The following is a 12,681-nucleotide window of genomic DNA, read 5'->3' on the forward strand; positions in this document are numbered from 1 at the left end:
TTGACACTGAACATTGAGCCTTGATGTGTAGGATAGGTGGGAGGCTTTGAAGTGTGGACGCCAGTCTGCATGGAGCCGACCTTGAAATACCACCCTTTAATGTTTGATGTTCTAACGTTGACCCGTGATCCGGGTTGCGGACAGTGTCTGGTGGGTAGTTTGACTGGGGCGGTCTCCTCCTAAAGAGTAACGGAGGAGCACGAAGGTTGGCTAATCCTGGTCGGACATCAGGAGGTTAGTGCAATGGCATAAGCCAGCTTGACTGCGAGCGTGACGGCGCGAGCAGGTGCGAAAGCAGGTCATAGTGATCCGGTGGTTCTGAATGGAAGGGCCATCGCTCAACGGATAAAAGGTACTCCGGGGATAACAGGCTGATACCGCCCAAGAGTTCATATCGACGGCGGTGTTTGGCACCTCGATGTCGGCTCATCACATCCTGGGGCTGAAGTAGGTCCCAAGGGTATGGCTGTTCGCCATTTAAAGTGGTACGCGAGCTGGGTTTAGAACGTCGTGAGACAGTTCGGTCCCTATCTGCCGTGGGCGCTGGAGAACTGAGGGGGGCTGCTCCTAGTACGAGAGGACCGGAGTGGACGCATCACTGGTGTTCGGGTTGTCATGCCAATGGCACTGCCCGGTAGCTAAATGCGGAAGAGATAAGTGCTGAAAGCATCTAAGCACGAAACTTGCCCCGAGATGAGTTCTCCCTGACCCTTTAAGGGTCCTGAAGGAACGTTGAAGACGACGACGTTGATAGGCCGGGTGTGTAAGCGCAGCGATGCGTTGAGCTAACCGGTACTAATGAACCGTGAGGCTTAACCTTACAACGCCGAAGCTGTTTTGGCGGATGAGAGAAGATTTTCAGCCTGATACAGATTAAATCAGAACGCAGAAGCGGTCTGATAAAACAGAATTTGCCTGGCGGCCGTAGCGCGGTGGTCCCACCTGACCCCATGCCGAACTCAGAAGTGAAACGCCGTAGCGCCGATGGTAGTGTGGGGTCTCCCCATGCGAGAGTAGGGAACTGCCAGGCATCAAATAAAGCGAAAGGCCATCCTGACGGATGGTCTTTTTGCGTTGGCGCAGAAAAAAATGCCTGATGCGACGCTGCGCGTCTTATACTCCCACATATGCCAGATTCAGCAACGGATACGGTTTCCCCAACTTGCCTACTTCCATACGTGTTCTCCTTACCAGAAATTTATCCTTAAGCTTCTCAATAACCATTTTCCTGCTAACTAAATTCATGGTTAAGGTTGCATAATGATGTGCAACAAATGTATAACATTTCCTTTACCAAAAAAAATAAACAAAAGCGACCGACAAAAGCATCGGATTACGGCAGGAGACATAATGGCATGGCTGAAAGTACTGTAACGGCAGACAGCAAACTGACAAGTAGTGATACTCGTCGCCGCATTTGGGCGATTGTGGGGGCCTCTTCAGGTAATCTGGTCGAGTGGTTCGATTTCTATGTCTACTCGTTCTGTTCACTCTACTTTGCCCACATCTTCTTCCCTTCCGGGAACACGACGACTCAACTACTACAAACAGCAGGTGTTTTTGCTGCGGGATTCCTGATGCGCCCAATAGGCGGTTGGCTATTTGGCCGCATAGCCGATAAACATGGTCGCAAAAAATCGATGCTGCTATCGGTGTGTATGATGTGTTTCGGCTCACTGGTAATCGCCTGTTTGCCTGGTTATGAAACAATCGGTACGTGGGCTCCGGCATTATTGCTTCTCGCGCGTTTATTTCAGGGATTATCCGTTGGCGGAGAATATGGCACCAGCGCCACCTATATGAGTGAAGTTGCCGTTGAAGGGCGCAAAGGTTTTTACGCATCATTTCAGTATGTGACGTTGATCGGCGGACAACTGCTAGCCCTACTGGTTGTCGTGGTTTTACAACACACCATGGAAGACGCTGCACTCAGAGAGTGGGGATGGCGTATTCCTTTCGCGTTAGGAGCTGTGTTAGCTGTTGTGGCGTTGTGGTTACGTCGTCAGTTAGATGAAACTTCGCAACAAGAAACGCGCGCTTTAAAAGAAGCTGGATCTCTGAAAGGATTATGGCGCAATCGCCGTGCATTCATCATGGTTCTCGGTTTTACCGCTGCGGGCTCCCTTTGTTTCTATACCTTCACCACTTATATGCAGAAGTATCTGGTAAATACTGCGGGAATGCATGCCAACGTGGCGAGTGGCATTATGACTGCCGCATTGTTTGTATTCATGCTTATTCAACCACTCATTGGCGCGCTGTCGGATAAGATTGGTCGCCGTACCTCAATGTTATGTTTCGGTTCGCTGGCAGCCATTTTTACCGTTCCTATTCTCTCAGCATTGCAAAACGTTTCCTCGCCTTATGCCGCTTTTGGTCTGGTGATGTGTGCCCTGCTGATAGTGAGTTTTTATACATCAATCAGTGGAATACTGAAGGCTGAGATGTTCCCGGCACAGGTTCGCGCATTAGGCGTTGGTCTGTCATATGCGGTCGCTAATGCTATATTTGGTGGTTCGGCGGAGTACGTAGCGTTGTCGCTGAAATCAATAGGAATGGAAACAGCCTTCTTCTGGTATGTGACCTTGATGGCCGTGGTGGCGTTTCTGGTTTCTTTGATGCTACATCGCAAAGGGAAGGGGATGCGTCTTTAGTGACGGGTCAGTTGCCAGACGGTATAGCCGGTGCTTGCACCGGCGACATCCCAGGCCAAATCCTTCCAGCTCCAGCCGCTCCCTTCGGGGCGGCTATCCCAAAGCTCTTTTGACGCCCCCAAACTGACAGAGAACATCAATCCAAACATGGCACTGCGATCCCGGCTCATCCCCTGATGCTGTGAATATTCATTTCCGGCGGCGGAAAGCATCGCCGAGGCGATAAAGTGTTGAGCTTTATCCTGCCCGCTCCAGCTATCGTTAGCCATATGGCTGCATCCAGAAAGTAACAATAGCGAACAGACAAAAAGAATACGCAAAACATGGCCTCCAAAAAACAAACCCCGTACAGGACGGGGTTGTGATTACAGGATGCGGCTAATTAATCGGTCGATGCGGATACGGCGCAAACGGCGGATGAGTTTACGAACCTTCACCGGATAATCGGCAATACTTTGCAGATCGCGATAGTGCTTAACGATGGTGGTATGCTCGCGGATCAGCTCCAGTTCTTTCTCTCGCTGCGGCGCAAGCTCCAGTTGTGGATCGTGGATCAAAATGGCGTTTTCCAGATCCAGACGCCAGGCGCGCGGGTTCAGGTTATTACCAGTGATCAACATCCACTTATCATCAACCCACATCCCTTTTAGGTGATAGGTGTTGTCGTCATCTTTCCATAACCGAACCACTAGCTGGTCAGTATTGACGTAATACTGCAAACGGCTCAGGAAACGACGCAGATTGATCTCATAGAGATAAGGCAATGCGCCAATTATCTTGAAAGGTTCATCTTCCGGAATGTAGAAGTCGTTCGCGGTTTTATCACCAACAATAATTTCGACCTTTTTCCCTTCGCGCAGCAACTGGATAATATTGCGCACAAGGATTGCTGGCAGGTTGAAGTATGGCGTACAGATGGTTAGTTTCTGCTCGGCACAAGGCATAAGATGGAAAATGGTCTTGTTCAACAGACTCGATTTCCCCAGCCCCACTAGCGGCGTTACGGAAAGCTGATCGTTGTCGGCATCGCCCTGGAAATGATAAGCGGCATCACGCAGCTCCTGGCGGAACAGACGAATATCATTCTTGATTTCCGGGCTTTTTGGCCGATTAACATCATCCAGACGATTAACGCCGCGGCCATTCATAATATTCTGTGTAACCCATTCAAACATAATGTCTGACATCTTACGGTTACGGATAAGATGATAACGGTCGTAGCGATATTTATCGTGCTGATGCAGGTAAACATCGTTCAGGCTGGCACCGCTATAAAGTACGCTATCGTCGATGATAAAGCCTTTAAAGTGCAGAACACCAAGGGCTTCACGGGTATTGATTGGAACGCCATAAACCGGAACATCTACGCCCGGATTTTCCTGCGCCATGCGGCAGTACCAGTCAGCGTTAGTGTTAGATGCCGCAGCGCCAATGCGTCCACGTTGTGCACGATGCCAGTCGACCAGCACCCGCACATCCAGTTCCGGACGCTGCCTTTTAGCTTCATACAACGCGTTCAGAATGCCTTTGCCACCGTCATCCTGTTCGAGATACAGGGCGACAATGCAAATGCGCTGCTTCGCGCTGGCTATTTTTTCCAGCAGCGTCTCCCGGAAGTCGGCGGGAGCGTAAAAGAAATCGACATCATCAACTGATTGAGAAATCTTGGGTAGTTGGGCAAGGTGTTGTTGATGTTTATTACGCTTAAATTTTGACAACATCACAGTGCATTTCTTCTCTGTTCATTGAAGGGTCCTCTGTGCAATGCAGACGACATAAGCGGGCAATAATAACACCAGTCCCGATTAAGTGGTCAACATTTCCAGTACCTTACTCATGATTCCTCGCGTTGGGCAAGATTTAGCGTAAGCCCAACGATCCCCTCTTCGAGCTGGATATCAACGTTAAACCCGAGCTTGCGGGCCAGCGCCACCATGCCACGATTATTTGGCATCGTAATACCATTCAGACGTTGTAGTCCGTGATCTCGCGTATAGGTAATCAACTTTTCCATTAAGCGTCGACCTAAGCCTAACCCTTTGAGATCCGAGCGAACCAGCACGGCAAATTCGGCATCGATGTTATCAGGGTCGGAGATCGCACGCGTGACGCCGAGGATCTCTTCCGTTTGATCAATACGTCGTACCGCTACAAACGCCATTTCCCGATCGTAGTCGATCTGCGTCATGTTGGCTAAATCTTCATGGGTAAATTCGTTGATCTCGCTAAAGTAGCGGTAATAAAGATCTTCTTTGGTGACTCGCGAAATGAATTGCTGAAGTTGTGGCTCATCTTCTGGCAAAATCGGGCGGAACAAGCAGCGTTCACCGTTTTTCAATTCTACCCATTCTTCCAGCTGATGCGGATAAGGGCGCACTGCCAGCCGACTCTCGTTATCGCCTTCAAACGGCGCGATATCCAGCGTGACATCCAGCGCGGTAAATTCACTGCCAGAAGCCAGCAAAGGATGAATATCCAGACGCTGAATTTCCGGGCAATCGACAATCAAGTTGGAAACCTGCACCAGAAGCTGGCTCAAGCCTGCAACATCCAATGGGCGTAGCGCACTGCGCGCACGAATCTTTTTACTTTTGATCCCCTGAATAACCAGATAGCGGGCCAGGTTCATATTCAGCGGCGGCAGTGCGACGACGGCTTGATCTTCAGGACGCCACTCCACACCGCCTTCACCCAGCATGATCAACGGCCCAAAAACCGGATCGTGCTCAACCACAACCCGCAACTCCTGAGCGCCAGCACGGTTAGCCATACTTTGCACCAACAGGCCGTGGACCCGCGCCTGCGGCCAGGTCATTTTTACGCGATCGAAAATAGCGTTTGCCGCTTGCTGGACTTCATTGGCTGTACGCAGGTACAGCATGACGCCCTGAACTTCCGATTTATGTGGAATATCCGGCGAACGCAATTTCAGCGCCACCGGATAACCAATCTGTTCGGCAATATGCACCGCTTCGGTGCTATCACTGGCAATCCAGGTAGGGAGCGTGTTCATGCCATACGCTTGCAGGATGGGCTGAACTTCATGGGTATCGAGCGACGTAGCCCCTTCGGCAATCGCCTGTTGCAACAGAAGATGCGCTTTTGCGGTATTGGAAGTCAGATTGCTGGGCAACGCCGGCGTTTCGCGTAGTTGCTTCTGATTACGCCGGTACTCCACCATATGCATAAAAGCAGTGATGGTTCCTTCCGGGGTACGGTAGGTCGGCAGCCCGGCTTCGCTGAATAAACGTCGTGCCTCTTGCGAGGAGTGCTCGCCGCACCAGTTCGTCAGCAGAGAAACATACTTGCTGCGGGGATGATGCTTTACCGCTTCAATTAATGCTTGCGCACTTTCTGTTGCGGGAGCAGCGGCGCTGGGCGAATGAATAACCATCAGCGCATCAAAATCCTGGCTGTGGAGCAGAATGTCCAGCGTTTTGACATAATGCTCGCTGCTGGCGTCATCGCGCAGATCGAGCGGGTTAGATATTGCCACATGTCCTGGCAGTGCATCGCGCAGTTTCTGGCAGGTTTCTTCGCTTAGTGTTGCCAGCTTGCCATTGCGTGACCATAAGGCATCCAGCGCCAGCGCGGCAGGCGCAGCACCGTTGCTGATAATCATCAACCGGTCGCCACGCAGCGGGCGCATATGGCTAAGGGTTTCTACCGCCGAAAACAGTTCGTGGGTGTCCTGTACCCGCAACAAACCGGCACGCTGAATAGCCGCATCCCATGCCGGGTCCATTCCTGCCGTCGTGTTGAGCAGTCGCTGTGCCGCCGGGCTACGTCCGCTTTTAATCACCAGAATCGGTTTATTACGCGAGGCACTACGGGCCGCCGAAACAAAGCGTCGCGCGTCGCTTAACTGTTCGAGATAGAGCAGGATGGCGCTGGTTTTACTGTCGCGTGCCAGATAGTCAAGCAATTCATCAACGTCGATATCCAGGCTGTCGCCGAGCGCAATAAAGTAGGAAAAGCCCATCTCACGCTGTTGCGCCCAGTCGAGGATGGTGTTGGAGACGGCAGCCGATTGTGAAATAAACGCCAGCTTGCCGCGTTTAATAGGTACCGGCGAAAAGCTGGCATTCAGACCTTGCCAGGGAGCCAGTAAACCCAGACTGTTTGGTCCAAGCAGGCGCATGTTATGGCGCAGGGCGCAGGCGCGGAGATCTTCGTGTTGCGATGCCGGGGCGGAAAGAATAATGCAGGTTTTACAGCCTTTCTCGCCGAGCTCTTCCAGAAGAGCAAGATTACGGCTGGCATTGGTACATAAAACCGCAAGGTCGGGTGTAAAGGGCAAGCTGGCAATATCCGGCCAGGCCAACACACCCAACACCGCTTTCCAGGCTGGCGTCACCGGGAGTACCGGTCCGTTAAAGCCTCCCGCCAGCAGGTTACGCATCATCAGGTAACCTGCGCGATTGGGTTTCATCGACGCGCCAATTACCGCTATCGATTTTGGTCGCAGTAGTGCTTCCAGTCCTCGCTGACTCATACCGGCCTCCCGCAGAAGTGACCGAATGATTTTAAACGCTTTCTAACTGTTCTGCTGTGATGCTACCCAGATGTTGCGTTTTTCCTGCCAGATAGCGTGTTTTAAAGCGGGTAAAATGCTCGCCTAACCCTGCTGCCGCCCCGGTATCGCCGGCCATATCTAACAGTGCGATGGCTACCTCGGCAGTACAATATTGGCCTTCAGCCTGGGCTTCACGCAGGCGATAGGCAGAAAGCCGGGAAAGATCGACGGAAATGACGGGAAGATTATCCAGATACGGACTTTTACGAAACATCTTGCGAGCTTCCGGCCAGGTACCATCGAGCATGATAAACAGCGGTGGCTTACTGGCAGGTGGTGTGAAGATCACTTCCCGTTGCTCATCAGCATACGAGGCGGGAAAGACCACCATTGGCTGATAATCCGGGTTTTGTACCAGATCCAGCAAATCCTGCGAGGGTTCGGTACGCGACCATTGAAACGCAACGGTATCAGGCAAAATATCAGCAATCAGACGCCCGGTATTACTGGGCTTCATTGGCTCGGTGTCGAACATCAGCAAACAGAAGCGACTTTTTGCTTGTGCTGGGGTAATTGTCGAACAGAGACATAATTTCTCTGGCAAAAGACAGCGCTGGCAGCGACGAACGCGATTACCGCGGGCAAGAAAAGGACGTGTTGCGCGCGCAATACGCTCGGCGCGTAACTGGAGAACAGCGTTTTCGGTCATAAGAGAGCGTCGAAAAAACGCCATTGTCGCAGAGGAGAAAACGGGGCACAAGATGCGCCCCGGTAAGATTAAAGAGATTCGTTCAGCCAGCTATCGAACGGCGCTTTCGGTACTGCGCCATTAAGCATGTCGACAACCTGACCGTTTTTGAAAATCATGATCGTCGGTATACTACGAATTCCAAAGCGACTGCTCAATTCACGTTCAGCTTCGGTATTCACTTTCACAAAGCGCACTTTACCGCTACGCTCTTGCGCGACATCTTCAAAAATTGGTGCGAAATTACGGCAGGGGCCGCACCACGGTGCCCAGAAGTCGATCACCACAGGTAGATCATCTTTCAGCAATTTGTCGAGCGTTTCACCGGTCGCATTAATCACCTCTCCGTCAAACAAGTCGTGACCGCAGCGTCCGCATTTTGCCGCATCTTCGATCCGATCGTCGGGAATGCGATTGATGGCCTGACAATGGGTACAAACGGTATTCATAACTAACCTCGGGATGAGTAAGGAGACTTATCGGCAACGACGCCGGTATGTTTCTAATATGTTACATATTATCGGGGACATTGTTCTAGACAACAATCTGTTTTATTCAATAGGTATGATAGTCGCAGGCTTTGGTACGAAATCATGGCGAACCGCGCGGACTTCGGGTAATCTGCGCGCTTCGCGCAGCGCTGGTGGAGAAAAGCATGAACGATGAAATGAAAGGTAAAAGCGGCAAGGTCAAAGTGATGTATGTCCGCAGTGATGATGATTCTGATAAACGTACCCACAACCCGCGTACCGGGAAAGGGGGCGGGCGTCCAGGAAAATCTCGTGCTGACGGTGGCCGTCGCCCCGCCCGCGATGACAAACAGAGTCAGCCCCGTGACCGCAAGTGGGAAGATTCGCCGTGGCGCACGGTTTCCCGCGCGCCGGGTGATGAGACGCCGGAAAAGGCCGATCACGGTGGCATCAGTGGTAAAAGTTTTATTGATCCAGAAGTTTTGCGTCGTCAGCGTGCGGAAGAAACCCGCGTCTACGGCGAAAATGCATGTCAGGCACTGTTCCAGAGCCGTCCGGAAGCGATTGTTCGCGCCTGGTTTATCCAGAGCGTAACGCCACGTTTTAAAGAAGCCTTGCGCTGGATGGCGGCAAACCGCAAAGCGTACCATGTGGTGGATGAAGCGGAATTGACAAAAGCGTCAGGCACGGAACATCACGGCGGCGTTTGCTTCCTGATCAAAAAGCGTAATGGCACAACCGTGCAGCAGTGGGTAAGCCAGGCAGGTGCGCAGGATTGCGTTCTGGCACTGGAAAACGAATCTAACCCGCATAACCTGGGTGGCATGATGCGCAGCTGCGCGCACTTCGGCGTGAAAGGCGTTGTGGTGCAGGATGCGGCACTGCTGGAGTCGGGTGCGGCTATCCGTACCGCAGAAGGCGGCGCAGAGCACGTTCAGCCGATTACTGGCGACAACATTGTTAACGTGCTGGATGATTTCCGTCAGGCGGGTTACACCGTAGTGACAACTTCCAGCGAGCAGGGGAAACCGCTGTTCAAAACCAGCCTGCCAGCGAAAATGGTACTGGTGCTGGGTCAGGAATATGAAGGGTTACCGGATGCCGCACGCGATCCGAACGATCTGCGCGTGAAGATTGACGGTACGGGCAACGTTGCCGGGCTGAATATCTCTGTTGCAACAGGCGTTTTGCTTGGTGAATGGTGGCGTCAGAATAAAGCCTGATAAATCAGCCGGGTGGCAACTCTGCCATCCGGCATTTTCCCGCAAATTTACTCACTCTCTGCCGGTAATACTGGCATCCAGTCAATCGGCGTCTCGCCATGTTGTTCCAGCCACTGATTTGCCAGCACAAAATGGTTACAGCCAAAGAATCCACGATGCGCAGAAAGCGGTGACGGATGCGGTGCTTTCAGTACGTGATGGCGTTGCTTATCTATAATCGCCCCTTTCTTTTGCGCATGCGATCCCCACAACAAAAACACCACGCCTTCGCGATGCTGGTTAATCAGGCTGATCACTTTATCGGTGAAGGTTTCCCAGCCGAGGCTGGCGTGGGAATGCGCCTGACCTGCGCGTACCGTCAACACAGTATTGAGTAGCAGAACGCCCTGACGCGCCCAGCTTTCAAGATAACCATGATTAGGGCGGGTGAAGCCCGGAATAGTATTTTCCAGCTCTTTATACATATTCAGCAGTGACGGAGGAGTGGCGATTCCGGGGCGAACGGAAAATGCCAGCCCATGCGCCTGTCCCGGTCCGTGATAAGGATCCTGGCCGAGAATCACCACTTTAACGTCACCCAACTCGGTAAAGCGGAACGCGTTAAAGACATCTTTTTGTGGTGGATAGATAGTGACGCCGGACTGCCGCTCGCTGGCGACGGTCTGAAGGGTATTAAGAAAATAGGGTTGCTGCTTCTCTTCAGCCAGCACGTCATGCCAGGTTAATTCGTTAGCCATCTCGCTCTCCTGCGAATCTTCAATCCGCCTAGCTTAACTGCTTCTTTCTACAGAACAAAATCATGCTCATTTTTTAGACTTAAACGAGTGCAAAAAAATGTAAATTGGTAAAATTTCACACCCGCATAAGTTGATGTAAAACAATAAAATCCATTTGCGACCACAATTGATGTGTGGTTTTTATTGATTTAAATCAAAGAATCAAGGGTGTTTGAGGAGTATATATACACTCAAGCAACAATGGTTTTACCAATTGGCCGCGACAGGCTGAACAAATCAAATAATTTTGCCGGGGAGGCATCACATGATTACAGGTATCCAGATTACTAAAGCCGCTAACGACGATCTGCTGAACTCTTTCTGGCTGCTGGACAGCGAAAAAGGCGAAGCACGTTGCATCGTTGCGAAAGCAGGTTTTGCAGAAGACGAAGTGGTTGCAGTAAGCAAACTGGGTGACATTGAGTACCGTGAAGTTCCAGTAGAAGTGAAACCAGAAGTTCGCGTTGAAGGTGGTCAGCACCTGAACGTTAACGTTCTGCGTCGTGAAACTCTGGAAGATGCAGTTAAGCATCCGGAAAAATATCCGCAGCTGACCATCCGTGTATCCGGTTATGCAGTTCGCTTTAACTCTCTGACTCCGGAACAGCAGCGCGACGTTATCGCTCGTACCTTTACTGAAAGCCTGTAAGGCTTAAGTAGCAAGTTACTAAGCGGAAGAGGGCGACCTCTTCCGCTTTTTTTCATTAATAGAAAATGCGTACCGCGCAATAGATCAGCAGCAGCGCCAGCACGATATTTAACTGGCGACCATACTGGCGAAACAATCGCTGAAATAGATGCCCCGCCAGCGCCCAGCACACATTGCCAAACGTCCCAATCATTGCCAGCAAAACGCTGACGCCAACTATCCAGCTTAACGCCTGTGTTTGCGGCAGAACAAATGTCGACAGTGCCGTAACACCGTACAAAATGATTTTGACGTTCACAAACTGCAAAGCAAAGCTGGCCCAAAAACTGATTGGTTTTGTCTGAAGCCCGTCTTCCTTTGTTGGACTGGTAGCGATTTTCCACGCCAGCCAGACAATATATGCCGCTCCTGCCCAACTCAACAGATGCACTGCTGCCGGGTCGATAACAGTCAGTGAAAACGAAATGCCCGCACACAGCAACATGACGATTAAAAATCCCAGACTCATCCCTGCCAGCACGCGGGTACTCTGACGAAATCCGTGCGTTGTGGCTGAGCTAAGGGCGAGAATATTGTTCGGTCCTGGCGTCATGGCGGTAATCAGGGTGTAAGTCCAAAAAGCACTTAAAAGGGTCGGTGTCACTTGTTATCTCCTCTGTTTTGGTAGACAGTACCCGACACGGAACATTTTAAAAAATGAATGTTTTTACATTCTAAATTCGATATTTTCGATAGGTTTGGGGTTATGGATCTGCGCCGTTTTATTACGCTTAAAACCGTGGTGGAAGAGGGTTCCTTTTTGCGAGCTTCGCAAAAATTGTGCTGTACACAATCGACGGTGACTTTTCATATTCAGCAGCTTGAGCAGGAGTTCTCGGTACAGTTATTTGAGAAAATTGGCCGACGGATGTGCCTCACTCGCGAAGGTAAAAAGCTGCTGCCGCACATTTATGAACTCACCAGAGTGATGGATACCCTTCGTGAGGCTGCCAAAAAGGAGTCGGATCCGGACGGGGAACTACGCGTTGTTTCGGGCGAAACGTTGCTCTCTTACCGAATGCCGCAGGTGTTGCAGCGTTTTCGGCAACGCGCCCCAAAAGTGCGTTTATCGTTGCAGTCTCTGAACTGTTACGTGATCCGTGATGCGCTACTGAATGATGAGGCCGATGTCGGGGTTTTTTATCGCGTAGGGAATGATGATGCCCTGAACCGACGAGAATTGGGTGAGCAATCGCTGGTGCTGGTAGCTTCACCGCAAATTGCAGATGTCGATTTTACTGAGCCGGGAAGACATAACGCCTGTAGCTTTATTATCAACGAACCGCAATGTGTATTCCGGCAGATATTTGAGAGCACGCTGCGCCAGCGGCGGATCACGGTGGAAAACACCATTGAGCTGTTAAGCATTGAAAGTATCAAACGTTGTGTCGCGGCGAATATCGGTGTCAGTTACTTGCCCCGCTTTGCGGTGGAAAAAGAGCTTGAGAGCGGAGAATTAATTGAATTGCCTTTTGGCGAACACTCGCAGACCATTACGGCAATGTGCGCTCACCATGCCGGAAAAGCAGTTAGCCCGGCGATGCACACTTTTATTCAGTGTGTTGAAGATTGTTTTTTGCCGGGATAAAAATAATGCCGGGCTTAA

At 51.1% G+C, this 12,681-nt stretch carries 11 protein-coding genes and 2 rRNA genes; 6 read left to right on the forward strand and 7 right to left on the reverse strand.

Going from position 1 to position 12,681, the window contains the following annotated elements; translation table 11 throughout:
* The 3 genes from OQV04_RS00005 to kgtP all read left to right on the forward strand — a co-directional run.
* Nucleotides 1–820: ribosomal RNA gene (locus OQV04_RS00005) — 23S ribosomal RNA — on the forward strand; the annotation flags it as partial.
* Between the two features lie 94 nt (nt 821–914).
* Nucleotides 915–1,030 (forward strand): 5S ribosomal RNA (rrf, locus tag OQV04_RS00010).
* Nucleotides 1,031–1,355: 325 nt separating this feature from the next.
* Nucleotides 1,356–2,654 (forward strand): alpha-ketoglutarate permease, encoded by a 1,299-nt coding sequence (gene kgtP, locus OQV04_RS00015; RefSeq protein ID WP_000841103.1) that lies wholly within the window; start codon nt 1,356–1,358, stop codon nt 2,652–2,654.
* On the opposite strand, the gene OQV04_RS00020 is transcribed toward kgtP, so the two are convergent.
* The 5 genes from OQV04_RS00020 to trxC all read right to left on the reverse strand — a co-directional run bounded on the left by OQV04_RS00020 (nt 2,651) and on the right by trxC (nt 8,367).
* Nucleotides 2,651–2,974: a YfiM family lipoprotein gene (locus tag OQV04_RS00020; RefSeq protein ID WP_001300818.1), complete on the reverse strand. Its 324-nt coding sequence runs from the start codon at nt 2,972–2,974 to the stop codon at nt 2,651–2,653. The genes kgtP and OQV04_RS00020 overlap by 4 nt on opposite strands.
* Nucleotides 2,975–3,019: 45 nt before the next feature.
* Entirely contained in the window at nt 3,020–4,375 is a 1,356-nt protein-coding gene (pssA, locus tag OQV04_RS00025) for a CDP-diacylglycerol--serine O-phosphatidyltransferase (RefSeq protein ID WP_000949265.1), read from the reverse strand.
* A 113-nt stretch (nt 4,376–4,488) separates the two neighbouring features.
* Nucleotides 4,489–7,149: a peptidyl-lysine N-acetyltransferase PatZ gene (patZ, locus tag OQV04_RS00035; RefSeq protein ID WP_000082981.1), complete on the reverse strand. Its 2,661-nt coding sequence runs from the start codon at nt 7,147–7,149 to the stop codon at nt 4,489–4,491.
* A 31-nt stretch (nt 7,150–7,180) separates the two neighbouring features.
* Nucleotides 7,181–7,879, reverse strand: a complete 699-nt coding sequence (gene tapT, locus OQV04_RS00040) for a tRNA-uridine aminocarboxypropyltransferase (RefSeq protein WP_032281451.1) — start codon at nt 7,877–7,879, stop codon at nt 7,181–7,183.
* A 68-nt stretch (nt 7,880–7,947) separates the two neighbouring features.
* The gene (gene trxC, locus OQV04_RS00045; RefSeq protein ID WP_001098726.1) at nt 7,948–8,367 is read right to left on the reverse strand and encodes a thioredoxin TrxC; all 420 of its coding nucleotides are present in this window, start codon (nt 8,365–8,367) and stop codon (nt 7,948–7,950) included.
* Between the two features lie 206 nt (nt 8,368–8,573).
* Between trxC and OQV04_RS00050 the strand changes: the two genes are divergently transcribed.
* On the forward strand, nt 8,574–9,611 hold the full coding sequence (locus OQV04_RS00050; RefSeq protein ID WP_000997403.1) for a tRNA/rRNA methyltransferase: 1,038 nt from the start codon (nt 8,574–8,576) through the stop codon (nt 9,609–9,611).
* Between the two features lie 47 nt (nt 9,612–9,658).
* Here the strand turns inward: OQV04_RS00050 and ung are convergent, their stop codons facing one another.
* On the reverse strand, nt 9,659–10,348 hold the full coding sequence (ung, locus tag OQV04_RS00055; RefSeq protein ID WP_001262720.1) for a uracil-DNA glycosylase: 690 nt from the start codon (nt 10,346–10,348) through the stop codon (nt 9,659–9,661).
* A gap of 304 nt (nt 10,349–10,652) precedes the next feature.
* On the opposite strand from ung, the gene grcA reads away from it, so the two are divergent.
* Nucleotides 10,653–11,036: an autonomous glycyl radical cofactor GrcA gene (grcA, locus tag OQV04_RS00060; RefSeq protein ID WP_000627804.1), complete on the forward strand. Its 384-nt coding sequence runs from the start codon at nt 10,653–10,655 to the stop codon at nt 11,034–11,036.
* 55 nt (nt 11,037–11,091) lie between these two features.
* Here grcA and eamB read toward each other — a convergent pair whose 3' ends face one another.
* Nucleotides 11,092–11,679: a cysteine/O-acetylserine transporter gene (gene eamB / locus OQV04_RS00065; RefSeq protein ID WP_032281449.1), complete on the reverse strand. Its 588-nt coding sequence runs from the start codon at nt 11,677–11,679 to the stop codon at nt 11,092–11,094.
* A 102-nt stretch (nt 11,680–11,781) separates the two neighbouring features.
* Between eamB and OQV04_RS00070 the strand changes: the two genes are divergently transcribed.
* A complete protein-coding gene (locus tag OQV04_RS00070) occupies nt 11,782–12,663 on the forward strand; it encodes a LysR family transcriptional regulator (protein ID WP_001383425.1) in 882 nt (293 codons plus the stop codon).
* The last annotated feature ends 18 nt before the right edge of the window (nt 12,664–12,681 follow it).

Source organism: Escherichia sp. Lx600-2, from assembly GCF_036662595.1.
Classification (GTDB): Bacteria; Pseudomonadota; Gammaproteobacteria; order Enterobacterales; family Enterobacteriaceae; genus Escherichia; species Escherichia coli.

Excerpts from the sequence above, each read along its gene's own strand:
- kgtP (WP_000841103.1), top strand. The coding sequence starts at position 1,356 with ATGGCTGAAAGTACTGTAACGGCAGACAGCAAACTGACAAGTAGTGAT.
- pssA (WP_000949265.1), bottom strand. The coding sequence starts at position 4,375 with ATGTTGTCAAAATTTAAGCGTAATAAACATCAACAACACCTTGCCCAA.
- patZ (WP_000082981.1), bottom strand. The coding sequence starts at position 7,149 with ATGAGTCAGCGAGGACTGGAAGCACTACTGCGACCAAAATCGATAGCG.
- tapT (WP_032281451.1), bottom strand. The coding sequence starts at position 7,879 with ATGACCGAAAACGCTGTTCTCCAGTTACGCGCCGAGCGTATTGCGCGC.
- trxC (WP_001098726.1), bottom strand. The coding sequence starts at position 8,367 with ATGAATACCGTTTGTACCCATTGTCAGGCCATCAATCGCATTCCCGAC.
- OQV04_RS00050 (WP_000997403.1), top strand. The coding sequence starts at position 8,574 with ATGAACGATGAAATGAAAGGTAAAAGCGGCAAGGTCAAAGTGATGTAT.
- ung (WP_001262720.1), bottom strand. The coding sequence starts at position 10,348 with ATGGCTAACGAATTAACCTGGCATGACGTGCTGGCTGAAGAGAAGCAG.
- grcA (WP_000627804.1), top strand. The coding sequence starts at position 10,653 with ATGATTACAGGTATCCAGATTACTAAAGCCGCTAACGACGATCTGCTG.
- OQV04_RS00070 (WP_001383425.1), top strand. The coding sequence starts at position 11,782 with ATGGATCTGCGCCGTTTTATTACGCTTAAAACCGTGGTGGAAGAGGGT.